The following is a 22310-nucleotide window of genomic DNA, read 5'->3' as shown; positions in this document are numbered from 1 at the left end:
GTCCTTTTAGCTTTCCTTCTTCATCTTTCACGAATTCTTTGGTTTGAATGCTCCAGTTTCTTTCAACTCCCTCTTCATGGGAAGAGCTGGTTTTCAATGTGAAAGGCCAGTAAGGCCAAGGGTTTTCGTTGGTTCTGGCTTCAGAAGGCATTGGAAGAATTTCAAAATTTGTCACTGATTTGGCTCCGTGTCTGTTGGAAGTTCCCACGCAATCTGAACCGGTATCTCCACCACCAATCACGATCACGTTTTTCCCTTTTGCAGAAAGTCTTTCTGCTACTTCATGTAGCCCGTCAACCGCTTCATTATTATGTTTTAAGAATTCCATGGCCTGAATGACTCCTTCACTGTCAGATCCCGGAATCGGCAAATTCCTTCGTTGGGTTGCTCCACCACACAAAACGATCGCATCAAATTTCTTTAATTTTTCGCTCTCATAGTTTTTACCAACTTCGGTATTTGTTTGAAAAGTGATTCCTTCTTCTTCCATGATGTGCAATCGGCGGTCAATTACATGCTTTTCCATTTTGAAGTCTGGAATGCCATATCGCAGCAAACCACCAACCTTCGCATCTCTTTCGAAAACCGTAACCTGGTGACCAGCGCGATTCAACTGCTGTGCGGCGGCCAATCCTGCGGGTCCCGATCCAATAACTGCAACGGTTTTCCCGGTACGGTGTTTTGGAGGCTCCGGTTGGATCCAACCTTCCTGAAAACCTCTTTCCACGATATATTTCTCGATCATTTCAATAGAAACAGGCGGTTCGATAATACCAAGCACGCAAGCTGATTCACAGGGAGCGGGGCATAGCCTTCCGGTAAACTCCGGAAAGTTATTGGTGGCATGAAGAATTTTAAGGGCCTTTTGCCACTCGTTTCGGTAAACCGCATGATTGAAATCGGGGATCAAATTACCCAACGGGCAACCGCTATGGCAAAAAGGAATCCCGCAATCCATACAGCGTCCTCCTTGTTTATTCAATTCTTCGGTTGAAGGAGATTTGGTAAACTCCTGATAGTTCTTGACCCGATCTTCAACTTTTTCTTTGTCTTCTTCTGCTCTGTCGTATTCTAAAAATCCTCTTAACTGACCCATTTTTTAAGCTGTTTTAAGATCTGCGTGTTCTTCTTTCTGTTTTTCGGCTTCCATTTTCTGAAGTGCCTTTTTGTATTCTGTTGGCATCACTTTGATGAATGCCCTGGAATTTTCTTCCCAGTTTTCCAGGATTTCCCTGGCCACCTCGCTATCGGTGTACTGGTAATGTTTTACGATCATTTCTTCCAGTTCCTGAAGATTTTCATCTGAAGGAGCTTCCAGTTCGATCATTTCCATATTGAAATTGTTACGGTCTATCGAATTGTCGGGATCAAAAATATAAGCCGTTCCTCCGCTCATTCCGGCGGCGAAATTCCTCCCTATTTTCCCTAGTATCACTGCGATTCCGCCGGTCATATATTCACAACCGTGATCACCAATTCCTTCAATGACGGCTTTGGCACCAGAATTTCTAACACAGAAACGTTCACCTCCAATACCATTGATATAGGCTTCGCCGGTAATTGCTCCGTATAGCGCCACATTCCCGATAATGATGTTTTCATTTGATTTAAAGGTGGCTTCCTTCGGTTTTCTGATAGAGAGAATAGCTCCGGAAAGTCCTTTTCCGAAGTAGTCATTCGAATTTCCTTCAATATTTAAGTTAAGACCCCTTGCAGCGAAAGCTCCGAAACTCTGTCCGGCAGAACCGGTAAAATTCAGTGTGAGCGTATTATCTGGTAATCCTTTTGCTCCGTGGATCTTTGAAATTTCATTACTAATGATGGCTCCGGTGGTCCGGTTCACATTCTGAATGGGATAGTTGAGCGTGATCGGTTCCTTACGGTAAATCGCCGGGTGAGCCTGTTTCAGAATTTCAAAATCCAGCACACCTTCCAGGTTGTGGAGCTGTTTTTCAGTATTAGAAAGCGGTACACCATCCTTGATATTCGGTTTATGCAGAATATTGGAAAGGTCGATTCCCTGAGCTTTATAGTGCTTGATCGCCCGATTCATATCCAGTTTCTGGCTCTGTCCCACCATTTCAGCTACACTTCTGAAGCCAAGCTGGGCCATAATTTGTCTCATTTCCTGGGCGATGAAATACATGAAATTGATCACGTTTTCCGGGGTTCCCTTGAAATTCTTTCTTAATTCAGGATCCTGTGTGGCAATACCTACGGGGCAGGTGTTCAGGTGGCACGCACGCATCATGATACAGCCGGAAGCTACCAGGGGAGCGGTAGAAAAACCAAATTCCTCGGCGCCCAGCAAACAGGCGATCGCTACGTCGCGACCGGTCTTTAACTGGCCGTCGCATTCAACTACGATCCTGCTTCGAAGGTTGTTCAGTAATAAAGTTTGCTGTGCTTCCGCAATTCCCAGTTCCCAAGGCAAACCGGCGTGGCGCAGGGAAGTAAGTGGAGAGGCTCCTGTTCCGCCGTCATATCCGGAGATCAGCACTACATCGGCTTTTGCTTTTGCCACACCCGCGGCAATGGTTCCTACGCCTACTTTAGAAACCAGTTTTACATTAATCCTGGCTTCGCGGTTGGCATTTTTCAAATCAAAGATCAGTTGCGCCAAATCTTCAATAGAATAAATATCGTGGTGCGGAGGCGGAGAAATCAATCCAACATAAGGAGTGGAGTTCCGCGTTTTGGCAATTTCGGGATTTACTTTCGGGCCAGGCAATTGTCCGCCTTCACCCGGTTTCGCTCCCTGTGCCATCTTGATCTGGATCTCGCGGGCATTCGAAAGGTAATCAATGCTTACACCAAATCTACCGGAAGCGACCTGTTTAATGGCTGAATTTCGCCAGTTTCCGTTAATATCTTTCTGGAATCGCCCGGCATCTTCGCCGCCTTCACCGGAATTGCTCTTACCCTTGATCCGGTTCATGGCGATGGCCAGATTTTCGTGAGCTTCTTTGCTGATGGAACCAAAAGACATGGCACCAGTCTTAAAGCGTTTCACGATCTCGGTCCACGGTTCCACTTCTTCCAGCGGGATCGGGTTGAGATCTTTGAATTTGAACATTCCCCTGATCGTCATCAAATTTTCATTCTGTTCGTTGATGATCTTGGAATATTCCGAATAAGTTTCAAAGCTATTCTGTCTTACGGCCTGCTGTAACTTGGCAACGCTGGCAGGATTGAAAACGTGGCGTTCGCCATTTCTTCTCCAGCGGTAATCTCCACCCATTTCCAGATCTAGATCGGTATCGGTTTCCGGCGGAAAGAACGCGTGTTTGTATCGCTTCTGAATTTCTTTTTCAATTTCGTAGAGTCCGATTCCCTCAATTCTGGTTGGCGTATTACAGAAATATTTGTCGACAAATTTTTTATTAAGTCCAAGAATTTCAAAGATCTGCGAACCGCGATAGGATAGCAGGGTTGAAATTCCAATTTTGTTCATGATCTTCACAATACCTTTTCCGATGGCCACATTAAAGTTTTCTACGGCTTCTTCCGGATCTTCAACAGGAATCTGCTTTTCTTTTACCAACTGGTAGATCACTTCATTTACCATGTATGGGTTGATCGCGCTGGCACCATAGCCAAAAAGTGCAGCGAAATGATGCGGTTCCCGGGGCTCGGCTGATTCGATCACAATTCCGAAGGAAGAGCGACGATTGTAATCTTTCACACGGTGGTGAACAAAGGAACAGGCTAGCAATGAAGGGATTGGCGCCAGTTTAGGGTTCACATTCCTGTCTGAAAGAATGATGACGTTGCAGCCATCGTCTACCGCGTCGTTGATCTCGTAGATCATGGCTTCCAGGCGATCTTCCAGGCCATTCATTCCTTTATCGGCCTCGTAAAGCATGGAAATGGAACGCGCCTTGAATCCTGGCTGGTCGATGTATTTTATTTTATCAAGATCTTCATTGGAAATAACCGGGTTCTGAATCTTCAGTTTACGGCATTGTTCCGGGATAATGTCAAAAAGGTTCAGGTCTTCTCCAACCGGAAGGCTGATATCTGTCACGATCTCTTCCCTGATCCCATCCAGCGGTGGATTGGTCACCTGAGCGAATAACTGCTTAAAATAATTGAACAGCAGCTGCGGTTTATGAGAAAGCACGGCTAGTGGAATATCTGTTCCCATAGAGCCGATGGCTTCCTTTCCGTTGGCAGCCATAGGGGAAATGATGGTCGTAATATCTTCGTAGGTGTAGCCGAATAACTTCAGCCGGGTTAAATATTCTTCTTTTTCAATAGGGGTCTGGTTGCCGGTATACGGAACATCTGCCAAAGCCAGAAGGTTTTCATCCAGCCATTCCTGGTAAGGTCTTTTGGAAACGATGCTTTCTTTTACTTCCTCATCTTCCACAATTCGGCCTTCGTTCATATCTACCAGGAACATTCTTCCGGGCTCCAATCGGCCATGCTTCAGAACGTTTTCGGGTTTAATATCCAGTACTCCGGTTTCCGAAGACATCACCACGTACCCATCTTTTGTCACGGTGTAGCGGGAAGGTCTTAAACCGTTACGATCCAGGAGCGCCCCAATATAATTCCCATCAGTAAAAGGAATAGAGGCTGGACCGTCCCAGGGCTCCATAATACAGGCATTGTAAGCGTAGAAAGCTTTTTTCTTTTCATCCATGGAAGGATTCTTTTCCCAGGCTTCAGGTACCATCATCATAATTGCCTCCGGAAGCGATCTTCCTGTTTGAAGCAGCATTTCAAGCGCCATATCCATGGAAGCAGAATCTGATTTTCCTTCCATGGTAATCGGAACAATTTTCTTCAGGTCCTGGCCGAAAAGTTCACTTTCAAAAAGCTCTTCTCGCGCACGCATCCTGCTTAAATTTCCGCGAAGCGTATTAATTTCTCCATTATGGCACATGTAGCGGAAAGGCTGTGCGAGGTCCCAGGTTGGAAAAGTGTTCGTGGAAAAGCGCTGGTGCACGAGCGCCAGTTTGGTGATCACATCAGGATCGTTCAGGTCTTTATAGTATTCGTTGATATCCTGAGGCATCAACAGCCCTTTATAGATAATGGTATTGGTTGAAAGACTGGAAAAATAGAAATAATCGCTTTGTGCAAGCCCAGAACTTTCGATGGCGTGTTCAGCGATCTTTCGAGCGGCGTAAAGCTTGGCGTTGAAATGCTGGTCATCGAGCTTTTCTGGTCGAGCGATAAAAACCTGTTCTACGGCGGGTTCTGATTTGCTGGCCATCTTTCCGAGGCACGAACGGTTCACGGGTACTTTTCGCCATCCTAAAATCTCCAGTTGCTGGTTATTGACCTCTTCTTCAAATAGTTTCTTACAAAGATCGGCCTGGTTGGCATTTCTTGGAAGGAAAAGCATTCCTACTGCATACTCGCGGAATTCAGGGATCTCAAAATCACAGACCTTCTTAAAAAAGTTATGTGGCACTTCGATCAAAATACCTGCGCCATCACCGGTTTTTCCGTCGGCACTTACCGCTCCGCGATGCTCCAGGCGAATCAGAATATCGATTGCCTTGTGAATGATCTGGTTGGTTCGTTCACCGTTAAGATTGCAGATAAATCCTGCGCCACAATTATCTCTTTCAAAATCCGGGGAATACAGCCCCTGAGCTTTCATTTTCATACCTAGTCCTTCAAAGTTATTCTCCCGAAATTACAGAAATCACACTTAATTAAGAAAACATTAGCATGCTTTCAGTTAAAAATTAATGGGTTGCTAATGAGAGTTTAAATTTTTGGTGAAAATTCAAAATATTCGGCTGATTTTGTCAAATTGATAATATTCAGAAGTAAACCACGCTGCACTAAGGGTTATCCCTTAATTTTGGACGTTATTAACTTTTTTAGGGAAAATTTAAATAGAAAGATATAATTTTAACTCATTGAAATTCAGTCCCTAAAAGCTGAATTATCCTAAAACATTTTACTCTTCTAGTTCCCCCCGCATAGAGATGCGTACGTGGTTTTTGCAAGAACCGCGATTGTGAGCCCCTTTCAGAATCATTTCAACTAAACTTTTGCAGCGGCATTATTCTGACAGCAGAAAGGCCAAAGCTCACTCCAAATTCTTCCCGCATACTTCCTGGTTATGGGTTTTCTAACCTTTAAACTTTGAATTATGAAAAAAATTACTTTCTGGACTCAGTTAGGGAGATTCAGTTTTTCGTTCAGAATTAAAGTTCTTGTTTCGGCATTAACCTTTCTGTTGTTCTCCTTTTCAGTTCATGCACAACATCCGTATGGTTTTATGGATGGTAATGTGATGAATGACAATGGCCAGCTTGACTGGCAGGACGTTTATAATAACTCCGGTTTGCCGGCTGGAAGCATTTCTACCGGTATACAGTTTGATGTAATGAATCCGGATGACATATTTACCGGAGGTTCAACCAAAGATCACCTTCCCATTTCTGGATGGTTCAATAAGTTCCAGGATGCGAGTTCCAGTGATAAAACCAACATTCTGCAGGCAGGAGCGATTTTGATAGATGGTAAGATTTATTTTTTCGGTAACAGGTTTTCAAATGAAGGAGCTACTAATATCGGTTTCTGGTTTTTCCAGGATGATGTCAATGTGCTTAATGGTACATTTGAAGGAGATCACCAGGTTGGAGATATTCTTGTAGTTGCAGAAATTTCGAATGGAGGAGCTGTTGGAAAGATTGCGGCCTATGAATGGAGAGGAAACGAGGCTAATGGCGGAACCATTCCCAGTTCGGAAAAAAGTTTGATCAAAATAGTAGATGAAGATCACCCTCAGCCAAACGTCCTAGCTGCAATAGTTAATAGTGTCGATCAGCCTACTCCCTGGAGTTATCAGGGTAAAGGGGAACCTGACCCAAATGTGATGCCTCCGATCAGCTTTTTCGAAGGGTTCATTAATATTGCAGGGCTTAATCTAACCAATGCCTGTTTTTCCTCATTTTTAGTTGAAACCCGTTCTTCATTTTCAATCAATGCGATTCTGGAAGATTTCATAGGCTCGAATTTTAATGTGCAGCCGCTGGTTTCTATTGATGATATAACAGATTGTGATACAGAATTTCCTAAAGAGCTTACGGCTCAGGTTACTGGTGGTATCGGGCCATTTACTTTTCAATGGAAGAAAGATGGTACAACTTTGGGAGGTGAAAGTTCTTCAAGCATTAGTGTGACTGAAGCAGGTACCTACTCGGTTATAGTGACCGGAAATGGAATAGGTGGTCTAGGCACATGTGATTCTGAAGCGGACACGGCAGAAATTACGATTCTGGAAAGTCCTGAAATTGTTACGACGCCGTTAGAAGCTTGCGAGGTTGGAGCTACAGCTAAAGCGACCTTTACCTTGGAAGACGGAGTTACTGATAGTGGTGGAGGATCACTTCAGTTTTATTCAGATTCCGGTTATACGACTTTGATCAGTGATGCTGATAATGTTACTTCAGGTACACAATACTTAACTGGTAGTGCGACAATATATGTTAGAAGTACTAATGAAGCTGAATGTGTAGGAGAATCTAGCTTTAGCATTTCCGTTAATTTAAACCCAAGTCCTTCAGTAGGGGACCAGGCTGCCTGTGATGGCGATACCAATGTGGTATTCAGCACAGCTTCTGTTGCTGGCTACTCATATCAATGGTATGTTGATACCGGTTCTGGTTATACAGAACTGGGTGGTGAAACTGGCAATTCATTAACCCTTGCTTCCGTGGCTCTGGCAATGAATGGCAACAAGTATAAAGTGATCGCTACTGATGAAAATAATGCAACCAATTGTACCGGGGAAGACTTCGGAACACTGACCGTCAACGCAAATCCAACACCTTCAGTAGGAGATCAGGCTGCCTGTGATGGAGATACCAATGTGGTATTCAGCACAGCTTCTGTTGCTGGCTACTCATATCAGTGGTATGTTGATACCGGTTCTGGTTATACAGAACTGGGTGGTGAAACTGGCAATTCATTAACCCTTGCTTCCGTGGCTCTGGCAATGAATGGCAACAAGTATAAAGTGATCGCTACTGATGAAAATAATGCAACCAATTGTACCGGGGAAGACTTCGGAACACTGACCGTCAACGCAAATCCAAGCCCTTCAGTAGGAGATCAGGCTGCCTGTGATGGTGATACCAATGTGGTATTCAGCACAGCTTCTGTTGCTGGCTACTCATATCAGTGGTATGTTGATACCGGTTCTGGTTATACAGAACTGGGTGGTGAAACTGGCAATTCACTAACACTTACTTCCGTGGCTCTGGCAATGAATGGCAACAAGTATAAAGTGATCGCTACTGATGAAAATAATGCAACCAATTGTACCGGGGAAGACTTCGGGACACTGACGGTCAACGCAAATCCAAGCCCTTCAGTAGGAGATCAGGCTGCCTGTGATGGTGATACCAATGTGGTATTCAGCACAGCTTCTGTTGCTGGCTACTCATATCAGTGGTATGTTGATACCGGTTCTGGTTATACAGAACTGGGTGGTGAAACTGGTAATTCATTAACCCTTGCTTCCGTGGCTCTGGCAATGGATGGCAATAAGTATAAAGTGATCGCTACTGATGAAAATAATGCAACCAATTGTACCGGGGAAGACTTCGGAACACTGACGGTCAACGCAAATCCAAGCCCTTCAGTAGGAGATCAGGCTGCCTGTGATGGTGATACCAATGTGGTATTCAGCACAGCTTCTGTTGCTGGCTACTCATATCAGTGGTATGTTGATACCGGTTCTGGTTATACAGAACTGGGTGGTGAAACTGGTAATTCATTAACCCTTGCTTCCGTGGCTCTGGCAATGAATGGCAACAAGTATAAAGTGATCGCTACTGATGAAAATAATGCAACCAATTGTACCGGGGAAGACTTCGGAACACTGACCGTCAACGCAAATCCAAGCCCTTCAGTAGGAGATCAGGCTGCCTGTGATGGTGATACCAATGTGGTATTCAGCACAGCTTCTGTTGCTGGCTACTCATATCAGTGGTATGTTGATACCGGTTCTGGTTATACAGAACTGGGTGGTGAAACTGGCAATTCACTAACACTTACTTCCGTGGCTCTGGCAATGAATGGCAACAAGTATAAAGTGATCGCTACTGATGAAAATAATGCAACCAATTGTACCGGGGAAGACTTCGGGACACTGACGGTCAACGCAAATCCAAGCCCTTCAGTAGGAGATCAGGCTGCCTGTGATGGTGATACCAATGTGGTATTCAGCACAGCTTCTGTTGCTGGCTACTCATATCAGTGGTATGTTGATACCGGTTCTGGTTATACAGAACTGGGTGGTGAAACTGGTAATTCATTAACCCTTGCTTCCGTGGCTCTGGCAATGGATGGCAATAAGTATAAAGTGATCGCTACTGATGAAAATAATGCAACCAATTGTACCGGGGAAGACTTCGGAACACTGACGGTCAACGCAAATCCAAGCCCTTCAGTAGGAGATCAGGCTGCCTGTGATGGTGATACCAATGTGGTATTCAGCACAGCTTCTGTTGCTGGCTACTCATATCAGTGGTATGTTGATACCGGTTCTGGTTATACAGAACTGGGTGGTGAAACTGGTAATTCATTAACCCTTGCTTCCGTGGCTCTGGCAATGAATGGCAACAAGTATAAAGTGATCGCTACTGATGAAAATAATGCAACCAATTGTACCGGGGAAGACTTCGGAACACTGACGGTCAACGCAAATCCAAGCCCTTCAGTAGGAGATCAGGCTGCCTGTGATGGTGATACCAATGTGGTATTCAGCACAGCTTCTGTTGCTGGCTACTCATATCAGTGGTATGTTGATACCGGTTCTGGTTATACAGAACTGGGTGGTGAAACTGGCAATTCACTAACACTTACTTCCGTCGCTCTGGCAATGAACGGAAACAAATATAAAGTGATCGCTACCGATGAAAATAACTCGACCAATTGTACCGGGGAAGACTTCGGGACATTAACTGTAAGTCCATTGCCAACAATTACGTTGAACGTGCCATTCCTTGATTGTTTTGGGGATACGCCTTCAGTAGCGGTTCTTGAGCCGGCTGATAAATCAAATTTGGAATTCAAGGTCGTTAGAAGTGGAGATGATCCTTCTGCACAGGAATTTGAAGAATATGTAGGTCCGTTCTATGATCTTATCGCAGACTCCGATTACACCATAATCGTGAGAAACGTGAATACATTATGTATTAATTCTTATGATTTCAGAACGCCAAGTTTGATAGATGATCCTATCGACCCGGTATTTGAAGAGATTCCAGTTTCTTGCGTAACCGGGACTGGAGGTATTTCTATACCTGGTGAAATCGGGGAGGATCCTTTTAATTACTTTTATTATTTAGCATTAGCTTCAGATTTTGATCCTGAGAATCCTATTTATGAACCATATCCAGAGGGTGGTTTTACTGGCCTGTATCCGGGAGATTATTTGATCAAAGTGGTGAACAGTACATATTGCGATGTCGGTACATTCCCGTTCTCTATTCAGCAGCCTGAATGTATGAGTTGTGAAACAGCTTTTGCTAAACTGGAAGATGATCTTAATTCTTACTGCTTTATTGATGAGCGACCTGAAGGATATGATTTCTCTCTGGATTTCAATGCGAATAGATGGGGATGGACCAATTTCATGGAAACTTCTGATTTTACTGAGGAAAACGGTTATACTATTACGTTAGATCTTTATGCCGGAGCAGGACAGTGTGATACCAGTAAAGAAGAACTGGCAGGATATGTTGAAGTTTATTATAATGAAGGTTCGGTAAATATTTCTTACCATACGGTTGCTGGCTACTGGATTGAGGGTGTTCACACTTATGTAGGGGAAGAACCTTATATGTGGCATCAAAAAGGTAAAAAGAATCCACCAGAGTATACCGTGGCACCGGGTCAATATCCGTTCAATTCTAACGGTTCCCTGGATTATAATTACGATACAAGCGTTAGTCCTATAACTCTTGGTGGTGTTGAAGCATTTTATGTGATCGCGCATGCTGATGTTTGTAAAGCGCTAACCTCGGAATATAATGATAAGTTACTGGCTGAAGCCCAGGATCAATATATCCAGTTGAACAGAAGGAATAATACAATAATCTATTCTCCTAAAATCGCTGGTGGTAAAACCCAGGAAGACCTGGCAAAAGCTTCGCCTGAGAATATAGAATCGCTGGAAGTTTCCAGGGAACCAAAATTTGATGCCTATCCCGTGCCGTTTAGAGACAATCTGAATATCGGCTACAAGTTCGATTATACTTCAGATGTGACCATCCAGATCTTTAATATGAACGGTCAGCTGCTTAAAACCTATCAGGAGAAAAATGTGAATGCCAGCGATGTGTCGCAGCTTCATATAGACTTCGAAAGAAGAAGTAGTGCGGTGTATATCGTACGGATGATTACTGACCGCGAGGTCTTCACAAGAAAAATTATTTCTGATAAATAATTTGATATAGCCAACTAAAAACCGAAGAGCCGCTCAATTTTGAGCGGCTCTTTATTTGGTAAATACTGGTTCTAATATTACGATTTTAAAATACTTCTGGAGATCACGATTTTCTGAATTTCAGAAGTGCCTTCATAGATCTGTGTGATCTTGGCATCACGCATTAAACGCTCTACGTGGTATTCCTTTACGTAGCCGTTTCCGCCGTGAACCTGAACCGCTTCCACAGTCACATCCATAGCGGTTTGAGAAGCATGTAATTTCGCCATAGCGCCGGAAAGGTCATAATTTTCACCCTGGTCTTTATCCCAGGCGGCTTTCATTACCAGGTGGCGGGCTGCTTCGATCTGGGTGTGCATATCAGCCAGTTTGAAGGCGATTGCCTGGTGGTTGCAAATTTCAGTTCCAAAAGCTTTACGTTGTTTGGAATATTCTTTTGCCAGCTCGTACGCGCCAGCGGCGATTCCCAAAGCCTGAGCCGCGATTCCAATACGTCCTCCAGAAAGCGTTTTCATGGCAAACTTAAAGCCGAAGCCATCTTCGCCAATGCGATTTTCCTTAGGAACCTTTACATCATTGAAATTCAGGGAATGCGTATCACTTCCACGAATACCCAGTTTTTGCTCTTTTGGGCCAATTTCAAAACCTTCCCATCCCTTTTCAACGATAAAAGCGTTGATTCCTTTATGTTTCTTCTCCTTATCGGTTTGAGCGATCACCAGGTAAAAATCAGCAGAATTCCCATTGGTGATCCAGTTTTTTGTTCCGTTCAGAATATAATGGTCGCCTTTGTCGATCGCCGTAGTTCGCTGTGAAGTCGCGTCACTTCCGGCTTCCGGCTCAGAAAGACAAAAAGCGCCCAGTTTTTCACCGGTCGTTAATTTCGAAAGGTATTTCTGTTTTTGCTCTTCGGAACCATACGTATCAAGTCCCCAGCAAACCAGTGAATTGTTGACCGACATTACTACCGAAGCAGACGCATCGATCTTGGAAATTTCTTCCATTGCCAAAACATAGGAAATGGTGTCCATTCCACCACCGCCATATTCCGGAGAAGCCATCATTCCCAGAAAGCCCAATTCTCCCATTTTCTTGATCTGCTCAGCAGGAAATTCCTGCTTTTCATCTCGTTCTATCACGCCGGGAAGTAATTCGGTTTTTGCAAAGTCGCGGGCGGCGTCCCGTATCATGAGGTGTTCTTCGGTAAGTTTGAAATCCATACTCAATAAAGAATTTATAAAAAACTGATTTTTGGAGGCCAAAGATAGCTTTTTGGTACCTATTTTTCAATTGATATTGAGTATTTTTACGAATATGAAAAAAAATGAATTCAGGCTTGTGGGGGTCATGTCGGGTACCTCGCTGGATGGTATCGATCTGGTTTTTACTGAAATTGATTTAGAAGAACCCATTAGCTATAAAATAATACATGCTGAAACGGTTGCCTATACTGAAAAATGGCAAAGTTCCCTTGAAAATGCGATAAAACTGGAGCCGGCCGAGCTAAACGATTTGGATTACCGGTATACCGAATATTTATCGGGGGTGATCAACACCTTCATTAAAAAGTACGAGATCGATCTGGTAGATGCCGTTTGCAGTCACGGCCATACGGTAAAACATCGCCCGAAGGAAGGCATCACGTTCCAGATCGGGAATTTGCCCGAGCTGGCCAGACTCACTGGTATTCCGGTAGTTTGTGATTTTCGGGTTCAGGACGTGGAGCTCGGCGGGCAGGGAGCGCCTCTGGTTCCTATAGGAGATCGCCTGTTTTTCAGTGATCATCAATATTGTATGAATTTGGGCGGGTTTGCGAACATTTCAATGGAAAAGGATTCCCGGCGCCTGGCATTTGATATTTGTCCGGTTAACACGGTACTGAATTTTTTCACGCGGAAAATCGGAAGGGATTATGACGAAAATGGGAATATGGCTGCTTCAGGAGAAGTGAATGAGGAGTTGCTTCAGCATTTGAACGCGTTGAGCTTTTACAAAAAAGAGGCTCCGAAATCCCTGGGTATCGAATGGGTGAACTGCGAGGTAATCCCTTTAATAGAAAAGTTTTCGCTCGAAATTCCAGATATTCTCAGCACCTTCTGTGTTCACGTGGCACAGCAAACCGCGAATGTGCTGGATAATGATCCTAATTCGTCGGTTTTGCTGACCGGTGGGGGCGTGTATAATGAATTCTTGATCGGTCAGTTCAGAAAATATTCAAAATGTGAATTTCTAATACCGGATGCTCAGCTGGTCGAATTCAAGGAAGCACTTATTTTCGCCTTGCTTGGCGCCCTGAAACTCCGCGGCGAAGTCAACGTATTACAGTCGGTTACCGGTGCACGGATGGATCACTCTTCCGGCCGGATCTACGAACCCTGAAAATTTTTCAAAATTCGGAATAGCCCCTTATCGATTTTTTATATTTGCTGCAAAACAGAGCATAAATGAAAGAATTACTCAAAGTATACGAAAATAAAGAGCCTGAAATTGTCTTTCACTGGAAAGATTCTGAAACCGAAGCCGAGGGCTGGACAGTGATCAATTCGCTGCGCGGTGGAGCTGCCGGTGGTGGTACAAGAATGAGACAGGGACTGGATATGAACGAGGTTTTATCGCTTGCTAAAACGATGGAAGTGAAATTTACCGTTTCCGGGCCTCCTATTGGTGGTGCAAAATCTGGTATCAACTTCGATCCGGCCGATCCTCGAAAAAAAGGTGTGCTGGAAAGATGGTACAAAGCGGTTTCTCCACTTCTGAAAAGTTACTACGGAACGGGTGGTGATTTGAATGTAGATGAGATTAATGAAGTGATCCCGATCACCGAAGATTGTGGAGTATGGCACCCGCAGGAAGGCGTTTTCAATGGGCATTTTAAGCCAACGGAAGCCGATAAGATCAACCGGATTGGGCAATTGCGACAGGGTGTGATCAAAGTTCTTGAAAACCCCAATTTTTCACCCGATGTAACCCGTAAATATACTGTTGCCGATATGATTACCGGTTACGGCGTGGCTGAAGCTGTGCATCATTATTATAATATTTACGGCGGAAAGATTGAGGGAAAGAAGGCGATCGTTCAGGGCTTCGGAAATGTAGGTTCCGCAGCGGCTTATTACCTGGCACAGCTTGGGGCGAAGATCGTTGGGATCATCGACCGCAACGGTGGGCTCATCAACGAGGAAGGCTTCAGTTTTGAAGAGATCAAGCAATTATTTCTTCAGAAGGAAGGTAACACGCTTCGTCATGATGATATGATGCCTTTTGATGAGATCAATGAAAAGATCTGGAAACTGGATGCGGAAATTTTTGCACCTTGCGCTGCTTCCAGATTGATCTCCCAGGAACAGATAGACGCGATGATCAATACCAACCTCGAAGTGATCTCCTGTGGTGCGAACGTACCATTTGCTGATAAAGAGATTTTCTTCGGCCCCATCATGGAACATACCGATAGTCGCGTAAGCCTGATCCCAGATTTTATTTCCAACTCCGGGATGGCGCGAGTTTTCGCTTATTTCATGGAGCGAAGAGTGCAGATGACAGATGAAGCGATCTTCAACGATACGTCTATGACTATTAAGAACGCGATCCAGAATACTTTCGATAATAATAGTAGCAAACAAAATATCAGTAAATCGGCTTTCGAAGTGGCTCTTAAACAACTTGTTTAAAACATTGTGCATACATTATGGAGCGCCTTTGTAAATAAAGCTTGCTGATTATTTAAATTTGGTTTACAATTAAAATCAAGTTAGCACGTTACATTAAAAAACCTTTAAATACCTATGCTATACGTTTTTCAGCAGGACGGCCTTGCAGATGCTGCCCAGAATGCAGAGCCGGTCGTGGAAGAAAAAACACTATCATTATTTGACCTGATGTTTAGTGGAGGCCTCGGTGGCCAAATCATCATTGTTATTCTATTTGTGCTTCTTTTTGTAGCGGTCTATATTTATTTTGAAAGACTGTTCGCGATCAAGGCAGCGAGTAGGGTTGACAAGAATTTCATGCTGCAAATTAAAGACAGCGTTCAGAATGGAAATATCGAATCGGCTAAGATTCGTTGCGCTCAAAGCGACTCGCCTGTGGCCCGTCTAACCGAAAAAGGGATTTCCCGAATTGGAAGTCCGTTGGAAGATATCAATACTGCTATCGAAAATGCTGGCAGACTGGAAGTTTACAAGTTGGAGAAAAACGTAAGTATCTTGGCAACTATCGCCGGTGCTGCGCCAATGATTGGGTTCCTGGGAACGGTAATTGGTATGGTGCTTGCTTTCCATGAACTGGCAACAAGCAGTGGCCAGGCACAGATGGGAGCGTTGGCAGAAGGTATTTATACCGCGATGACTACAACCGTTGCCGGTCTGGTAGTGGGTATTATTGCTTATATAGGTTATAACCATTTGGTAGTGAAAACCGATAAAGTGGTGCATCAGATGGAAGCGACTGCGGTTGATTTCCTTGACCTGTTAAACGAGCCTGCTTAATATGAATTTAAGAGGAAGAAATAAAATAAGTCCGGAATTCAGCATGAGTTCGATGACCGATGTAGTATTTCTACTGCTCATCTTTTTCATGCTGACTTCTCCGGTTATCACCCCGGAAGCACTGGATTTGATCCTTCCGAAGGCAAAAGGTAAAACTACCAACAAGCAAACGCTTTCAGTAAGTATTACCAAAGACCTTCAGGTTTATATCAATAGTGATAGGATTAGCAATAGTGCTTTGGAAGGAGAATTGAAGAAAAGACTTGCCGGAGAGGAGAATCCAACGATCATCCTCAGGGCAGAAGAAGGAGTGCCGATTGAAAAAGCGGTTAACGTAATGGATATTGCGAACCGAAATAGTTACAAAATTGTATTGGCTGTAAAACCAGAATAAGATGGCGATGCTGGAAACAAAACATGAGAAGAAATCATTCACGATCACCGTGGTCATTCACGTGATCCTGATCCTTCTTTTGATATTTTTCGGCTTAACTTATTTAGATCCGCCACCAGAAAGTGGTATCGCGGTGAATTTTGGTACTTCGGAAGTTGGTTCTGGAGATACTCAGCCAACAAAACCCATTAAATCTGCGCCAAAGCAAAGTACGGCACAACCTGAACCGGTAAAAACAGAGCCTGTAATTGAAAAAGAGGTGGTGACTCAGGATATCGAAGAAGCGCCGGTAGTAGAAAAGAAGAAAAAGGAACCGGTGAAAACTGAACCGGTTGAAAAACCTAAAGAAGAACCTAAGCCTGTAAAAAAACCAGAACCAAAACCAGATAAATCTACCAATGATGCGTTGAGTAGCATCTTAAACGGTCCGGAAAGATCTGGTGAAGCAACAAGCGGTGAAGGAAATGATAACCAGGCTGGGGATAAAGGTAGTCCAGATGGCGATCCGAATGCCAGTTCTTATTATGGGCAAGGGGCCGGACTGGATGGAGATGGAAATTATCGACTAGGCGGTAGAAAGGCTTTAAATAAAGAGAAATTCGTTCAGGATTGTAATGAATCCGGGATCGTGGTGGTTCGTATAGAAGTGAATCGTAACGGGCAGGTTGTTCGTGCGACTCCGGGAATTAAAGGAACTACTAATAACGCTCCGTGCCTTACAGATCCTGCTAAAAGAGCCGCTATGGCGACTCGTTTCAATTCTGATTCTAACGCGCCTTCCGTGCAGGTTGGGACGATTATCTACAACTTTAAACTTTCCGAATAGTTGAAGACGTACGAAGAAACTGTTGAATGGATGTTTCAGCAGTTACCCATGTATCAACGTGTGGGCAAAACTGCCTTTAAAAAAGATCTGACCAATACGCTCAATCTTGCTGAACATTTAGATCATCCCGAAAATAGATTCCGAAGTATTCATGTAGCCGGGACGAACGGCAAAGGTTCGGTAAGTCATATGCTGGCTTCTATTTTGCAATCGGCAGGTTATAAAACAGGATTGTATACTTCTCCACATTTAAAAGATTTCAGGGAGCGTATCAGGATCAATGGCAGGATGATCGATCAAAATGATGTGATATCATTCATTGAGGAAAATCAGCTTTTCCTGGCGGCTAATAAGCTCAGCTTTTTTGAGATGACCGTAGGAATGGCATTAGATCAATTTGCAAAGGAAAAGGTTGATATTGCCGTTATCGAAACCGGCATGGGAGGCAGGCTGGATTCCACTAATATTATCACTCCGGAACTTTCGGTTATTACGAACATTGGGTTGGATCATACTGCTTTCCTTGGCGAAACCTTACCGGAAATTGCTTCGGAAAAAGCCGGGATCATCAAATGGAATATTCCGGTGGTGATTGGCGAAAAACAGGAGGAAACGACTGGTGTTTTTCTGAAGAAAGCTGAAGAAATGAATGCGGCCATAAACTTTGCTTCAGATGGGCAATTCCCCGAGTATTATACCGACTTAAAAGGTGTGTATCAGGCGAAAAATCTGAAAACTGTCTTAGCTTCCGTAGAAGCACTTCGAAAAGCCGGATTTTCAGTTTCCGAAGAACAACTGATCAATGGCCTGAAAAATGTAAAATTACATACCGGTTTGCAGGGTCGTTGGGATGTGTTACAGCAAAAACCGAAAGTGATCTGCGATACAGCCCATAACGCTGAAGGTTTGAAGCTGGTATTACAACAACTCCAGCAGGAAAATTTTCAGAATCTTCACGTAGTTCTTGGAGTGGTAAATGATAAAGACCTTTCTAAGGTTTTGCCATTATTTCCTAAAAATGCACGCTATTATTTCTGTAAACCTGATGTGCCTAGAGGTCTGGCTGCTGAAATGCTGCAGGAAGCAGCTGCAAATTATGAATTGGAAGGAAAAAGCTATACTTCAGTACACCAGGCCTATTCTGCAGCACTCGAAAATGCATTGGATGAAGATCTTGTATTTGCCGGAGGTAGTAATTTTACGGTTGCTGAAGTGCTGTAAATCAAATTTTTAGTATATTTATATTAGTAATTTTTTAACACTTTCCCCTAACTTATTTTAACCGCTGCTGCTATTCCCATTTTTACGATGCAATGGTGACCTTTTAGCTTGGATTTATTAACTAAAAGCAACCAAAAAATGAAAAATGTATCCAATTTGGGACTTGCGATGTGTCTATTCGTTTGTCCATTCCTGTTCGCGCAGGAAAGCGAACCCGAAACTGATGATTTCAAACCTGTTTTCATCACCATGACTACTACTCACTGGAATGGCGACCCGGAAACCGATTTTTCCGACTGGCTGGAAACTGAAAAGGAATATTTTAAAAAGGTTACCAGTAAAAACGACCTGATCATAGGTTCAGGTTTTTACACACATTATTTTACTCCCGATAATTCTGAACTGGTCATGGTCAACGTTTACCAGAACTGGGACGATATCGAGAAAGCAGAAGAGATGAACCAGAAACTCATTGAAGAGGCCTGGCCGGACGAAACGGAGAGGAAAAAATTCTTTGATAAACAAACCAGTTATTACGGGAAGGAACACAGCGACGAGATCTACCAGACGATGAGGTATCGTAAGCCTTTGACGGAACGCAGTGAAAAACCTCTTATTTACTATGTGCGTAAAAGTGACCTGGCAATGGATGGCCAGGGAAAACCGGAGAATTTTAAAGAATTTGATGAAAAGGTCACTCAGAAAAATTCCAAATTAAAGGCCTATTATACACATCGGCACATTTGGGGATCCAACGGGCGGGAACTTCAGGAAGTATTCGTATTCGATAAACTGGGCGATATAGAAGATTTCTTTGCTGAAGAGGAAAATTTGATCAGTTCTGCCTGGCCAGATGAGAAAGAACGGGAACAATTTATGGGAGATTTGAATAAATTGTTCTCTGGAAAGCATGGAGATTATATTTATCGCAGTGTCCCGGAATTGCAGAAATAATCGGTTTTTTAGCTGGTAATGAGACGCCTAGACGGAGGTCTTGAAATGCCTAAAATTGAAGCTGAAAAATAATTTTATCTTTTTTTCAAAATTGTTTTGCGTAATTGAAAATGTAGTCTATATTTGCATCCGCAATCACGCAAGGGCGCGTAGCTCAGTTGGTTCAGAGCACTTGGTTTACACCCAAGGGGTCAGGGGTTCGAATCCCTTCGCGCCCACTTTTTAAGAATTAATTTAACATAAAACCTTGCTTATCTTATTGATTTGCAAGGTTTTGTGGTTTTTAGACCTTCATTTAATTTGATATAATTTCATTTAAATCGGTCTACTATTCGGTTACCTGGAGAAAAACCTCAAAAATTAGGTAACCGATTTAGCTGTAACTGACAGTAGATCAAGTAGTTGATTTTTGACTTTCGTCTAATTTTTGTATAATTTAAAGACGACAACTATGAAATCTCGATCGACATTTTCTGTCCTTTTCTGGATCAAAACTTCTAAAGATTCAAATGAAAGTGCTACACTCTATGCTAGAATTACCGTTGATGGTAAAAGAGTCAATCTAAGCCTTAAACACGAAATTCCTTTGAATCATTGGAACGCAAGGCGTTCAAAGGTATCTGGCAGATCTCCCGAGGCTAAAGAAATCAATGAATATATTCAGCATGTGCGAGCTGAATTATTTTCTTGCTATAGAGATCTTAAACTGGAAGGTGAGATTATCGATGCGGAATCGGTAAAAAAGGCTTATTTAAAAGAAGAAGAGAACCTGGAAACATTGTCTTCACTTTTTAAGTATCATAATGATAATGAAAATCACAATCTTAGTCAGGCAACTATCAGCCATTATTGCACCACTCAAAGATATCTCCTGGAATTTGTCGGGAAAAAATATAAATCAAAAGATTTATTGCTAAAAAGGCTTGATTATGCATTTGTCACCGGATTCGAAACATTCCTGAGAAACTATCATTCAAAAGATCATTATGGATATATGAGTAACAATGGAGCCATGAAGCATATTCAAAGGTTTAGGAAAATGGTGAGAATAGCAATTAATTTAGGCTGGATAAACCATAATCCGTTACAAGGATATTCAATTAAGATGCATAAGAACGAAAGAGAATTTCTTACTCAGGTTGAGCTGGATAAAATGGTTAATTTAAGTACTTCTATTGATCGTCTGGATCTTGTTCGCGATCTTTTCATTTTTAGTTGTTATACCGGTATATCTTATGGCGATATGATGAATTTAGATTTCAAAAACCTTCAGAGCATTGATAACTCACTATGGATTACCACTAAACGAGCGAAAACCGATAATTCGGTTCGTTTACCATTATTATCTATTCCTCTTGAAATAATCAATAAATATTCGGATCATCCTAGAAGAAAAAACTCTAGTCTACTGCCAAACCTTTCTAATCAAAAGTTAAATAGTTATTTGAAAGAACTGGCAGATAAATGTAGTATTGATAAGAATCTTACCTTTCACATGGCACGCCATACTTTTGCTACTACAATTACTTTAACCAATGGAGTTCCCATTGAGACAGTTTCTAAAATTCTAGGGCATTCCAGGTTAGCCACAACACAAATATACGCACGGGTGCTTGATAAAAAGATTTCAGCAGATATGAATGCGCTAAGGAATATATTGGAAAGTAAAAAATCGTAGCCTTCAATAGAGAATGAAAATAAGCTCTAAATTTCAATGATTTGTGGTTTAAAGATGATGCCCTACCATCATCATTGCCTTTCAATAATGGCAACATTGAAAATTAACAATGGTCGGTTATTCGAAAAAATTAAGGACAGTTAGAAAATATTAAAATTAAGAGTGGTTATTCCTTCAAAGCTTATTTTTGTAATCATAAACTACGTGTATGAATAATATAGAAATTAGTTTTTTCTATGAATGCGATTTTTCTATCTCAAATGAAGAGGATTATTTGAAATGGATAGAACTCGTTGCAGCTTCAGAAAAGAAGGACCTCGGAGAATTAAATTATATTTTTTGTAGTGATGAATATTTACATGAAATAAATGTCAAGTATTTAAGTCATGATACATTAACTGATATTATAAGTTTCGATAATACAATTGATGATTTAGTTTCTGGAGATATTTTTATCAGTGTAGACCGTGTTAAGGACAATGCTGGAATTTTCGACGTGTCCTTTGAAAATGAGCTTAAGAGAGTGATGGCTCACGGAATACTTCATTTTTGCGGATATAAGGATAAAACGAAGGAAGAAAAATCCATAATGCGTTCTAAAGAAGAGGAGAAAATTGCATTGTTTTAAGAAGATCTTCTTTTTAGTGAACTTCTTCTATTCATATTTTCCTCCCTGCTAAATAAATCCAATCTTAGATTATAGCCTGTAAAACGTTTTGCATTGAATGCGTGTGATAAAGTATGAATTCGTTCCGAAATTGATTTAGCCTTTAACCATTCCGATGCACATTTATGATCCATTACAAAAGGTATTTCCGGGCAATCAAATTTTGCGAATAATGGAGAGCATTCCATTTTACTCTTTGTGATCATTGCGGTAGTATAATATCCAGGTCTTATTTCATTATAAATTCCAGCCACCACGATAAATTTTGATCCGTCAGGCTTAGTGTGAAAAGGATAGATTTTTGAACTTTTCCATGCTTTTATTGGTAGGATCATTCCTGTTAGTATAATCAAACAAGTCTTGCTTTCCGAGACCAATATGTCATTATCAAAAAATCTCTTTCTTTCAAAAAAACAAGAATTGGGGCTATGAAAGCGATAATCTTCAATCTCCTCGCAGTCTGTTGGAGCTAAACCTAATTCCATTGGATATATGCAAGACTGATCTTCGGCAGGAATGGCGTAGACTTCAGGATATATTGAAGTAGATTGAAAGTATGTTCTTTGATAAAGTAATGGTACCTGCATAAATGCTTTGAACGCGAATTCAATTTCTTTTTCAGATGCATTTAAAGTTATCCCGATCTCCATCAAAT

14 protein-coding genes and 1 tRNA gene (1 of these 15 only partly in view) are annotated in these 22310 nt (G+C 42.3%); 11 read left to right on the top strand and 4 right to left on the bottom strand.

What is annotated here, in order from left to right:
* Both GRFL_RS04785 and gltB read right to left on the bottom strand, forming a co-directional pair.
* Positions 1-1096, bottom strand: partial view of a glutamate synthase subunit beta gene (locus tag GRFL_RS04785; RefSeq protein WP_083643537.1) — the 5' portion only. The gene continues 365 nt to the left of window position 1, outside the view; the window shows 1096 of its 1461 coding nt (coding positions 1-1096); the start codon lies at positions 1094-1096; the stop codon falls past the left edge of the window.
* A 3-nt stretch (positions 1097-1099) separates the two neighbouring features.
* Positions 1100-5623, bottom strand: a complete 4524-nt coding sequence (gene gltB / locus GRFL_RS04780) for a glutamate synthase large subunit (RefSeq protein WP_083643536.1) — start codon at positions 5621-5623, stop codon at positions 1100-1102.
* A 495-nt stretch (positions 5624-6118) separates the two neighbouring features.
* On the opposite strand from gltB, the gene GRFL_RS04775 reads away from it, so the two are divergent.
* Entirely contained in the window at positions 6119-11428 is a 5310-nt protein-coding gene (locus GRFL_RS04775; protein ID WP_083643535.1) for a T9SS type A sorting domain-containing protein, read from the top strand.
* Positions 11429-11505: 77 nt separating this feature from the next.
* Here GRFL_RS04775 and GRFL_RS04770 read toward each other — a convergent pair whose 3' ends face one another.
* Positions 11506-12648 carry an acyl-CoA dehydrogenase gene (locus GRFL_RS04770; protein WP_083643534.1) on the bottom strand — a complete coding sequence of 381 codons (1143 nt, stop codon included), beginning with the start codon at positions 12646-12648 and terminating at the stop codon, positions 11506-11508.
* Between the two features lie 94 nt (positions 12649-12742).
* Between GRFL_RS04770 and GRFL_RS04765 the strand changes: the two genes are divergently transcribed.
* The 10 genes from GRFL_RS04765 (at position 12743) to ybeY (ending at position 21616) form a co-directional block, all read left to right on the top strand.
* Positions 12743-13807, top strand: a complete 1065-nt coding sequence (locus GRFL_RS04765) for an anhydro-N-acetylmuramic acid kinase (protein ID WP_083643533.1) — start codon at positions 12743-12745, stop codon at positions 13805-13807.
* A gap of 65 nt (positions 13808-13872) precedes the next feature.
* Positions 13873-15099, top strand: a complete 1227-nt coding sequence (locus tag GRFL_RS04760; protein WP_083643532.1) for a Glu/Leu/Phe/Val dehydrogenase dimerization domain-containing protein — start codon at positions 13873-13875, stop codon at positions 15097-15099.
* A gap of 114 nt (positions 15100-15213) precedes the next feature.
* Entirely contained in the window at positions 15214-15915 is a 702-nt protein-coding gene (locus GRFL_RS04755) for a MotA/TolQ/ExbB proton channel family protein (protein ID WP_083643531.1), read from the top strand.
* Between the two features lies 1 nt (position 15916).
* Positions 15917-16309 (top strand): ExbD/TolR family protein, encoded by a 393-nt coding sequence (locus GRFL_RS04750; RefSeq protein ID WP_083643530.1) that lies wholly within the window; start codon positions 15917-15919, stop codon positions 16307-16309.
* A gap of 1 nt (position 16310) precedes the next feature.
* A complete protein-coding gene (locus tag GRFL_RS04745) occupies positions 16311-17135 on the top strand; it encodes an energy transducer TonB (protein WP_083643529.1) in 825 nt (274 codons plus the stop codon).
* Positions 17136-18356 carry a bifunctional folylpolyglutamate synthase/dihydrofolate synthase gene (locus tag GRFL_RS04740; RefSeq protein ID WP_236995881.1) on the top strand — a complete coding sequence of 407 codons (1221 nt, stop codon included), beginning with the start codon at positions 17136-17138 and terminating at the stop codon, positions 18354-18356.
* Positions 18357-18494: 138 nt separating this feature from the next.
* On the top strand, positions 18495-19310 hold the full coding sequence (locus GRFL_RS04735; RefSeq protein ID WP_083645958.1) for a hypothetical protein: 816 nt from the start codon (positions 18495-18497) through the stop codon (positions 19308-19310).
* 143 nt (positions 19311-19453) lie between these two features.
* Positions 19454-19528, top strand: a tRNA-Val gene (locus tag GRFL_RS04730).
* A gap of 233 nt (positions 19529-19761) precedes the next feature.
* Positions 19762-20988 carry a site-specific integrase gene (locus tag GRFL_RS04725; RefSeq protein ID WP_083643528.1) on the top strand — a complete coding sequence of 409 codons (1227 nt, stop codon included), beginning with the start codon at positions 19762-19764 and terminating at the stop codon, positions 20986-20988.
* Between the two features lie 208 nt (positions 20989-21196).
* Positions 21197-21616, top strand: a complete 420-nt coding sequence (gene ybeY, locus GRFL_RS04720) for an rRNA maturation RNase YbeY (protein WP_083643527.1) — start codon at positions 21197-21199, stop codon at positions 21614-21616.
* Here the strand turns inward: ybeY and GRFL_RS04715 are convergent.
* Positions 21613-22305: a hypothetical protein gene (locus GRFL_RS04715; RefSeq protein ID WP_083643526.1), complete on the bottom strand. Its 693-nt coding sequence runs from the start codon at positions 22303-22305 to the stop codon at positions 21613-21615. The genes ybeY and GRFL_RS04715 overlap by 4 nt on opposite strands.
* Positions 22306-22310 lie beyond the last annotated feature (5 nt).

The organism is Christiangramia flava JLT2011 (assembly GCF_001951155.1).
Classification (GTDB): Bacteria; Bacteroidota; Bacteroidia; order Flavobacteriales; family Flavobacteriaceae; genus Christiangramia; species Christiangramia flava.
Note: the sequence above shows the minus strand (reverse complement) of the source record. Positions and strands in the feature narration are given on the sequence as shown.

Coding starts and splice junctions, on each gene's coding strand:
- gltB (WP_083643536.1), bottom strand. CDS start 5,623: ATGAAAATGAAAGCTCAGGGGCTGTATTCCCCGGATTTTGAAAGAGAT.
- GRFL_RS04770 (WP_083643534.1), bottom strand. CDS start 12,648: ATGGATTTCAAACTTACCGAAGAACACCTCATGATACGGGACGCCGCC.
- GRFL_RS04715 (WP_083643526.1), bottom strand. CDS start 22,305: ATGGAGATCGGGATAACTTTAAATGCATCTGAAAAAGAAATTGAATTC.
- ybeY (WP_083643527.1), top strand. CDS start 21,197: ATGAATAATATAGAAATTAGTTTTTTCTATGAATGCGATTTTTCTATC.
- GRFL_RS04755 (WP_083643531.1), top strand. CDS start 15,214: ATGCTATACGTTTTTCAGCAGGACGGCCTTGCAGATGCTGCCCAGAAT.
- GRFL_RS04750 (WP_083643530.1), top strand. CDS start 15,917: ATGAATTTAAGAGGAAGAAATAAAATAAGTCCGGAATTCAGCATGAGT.
- GRFL_RS04760 (WP_083643532.1), top strand. CDS start 13,873: ATGAAAGAATTACTCAAAGTATACGAAAATAAAGAGCCTGAAATTGTC.
- GRFL_RS04745 (WP_083643529.1), top strand. CDS start 16,311: ATGGCGATGCTGGAAACAAAACATGAGAAGAAATCATTCACGATCACC.
- GRFL_RS04765 (WP_083643533.1), top strand. CDS start 12,743: ATGAAAAAAAATGAATTCAGGCTTGTGGGGGTCATGTCGGGTACCTCG.
- GRFL_RS04735 (WP_083645958.1), top strand. CDS start 18,495: ATGAAAAATGTATCCAATTTGGGACTTGCGATGTGTCTATTCGTTTGT.
- GRFL_RS04725 (WP_083643528.1), top strand. CDS start 19,762: ATGAAATCTCGATCGACATTTTCTGTCCTTTTCTGGATCAAAACTTCT.
- GRFL_RS04775 (WP_083643535.1), top strand. CDS start 6,119: ATGAAAAAAATTACTTTCTGGACTCAGTTAGGGAGATTCAGTTTTTCG.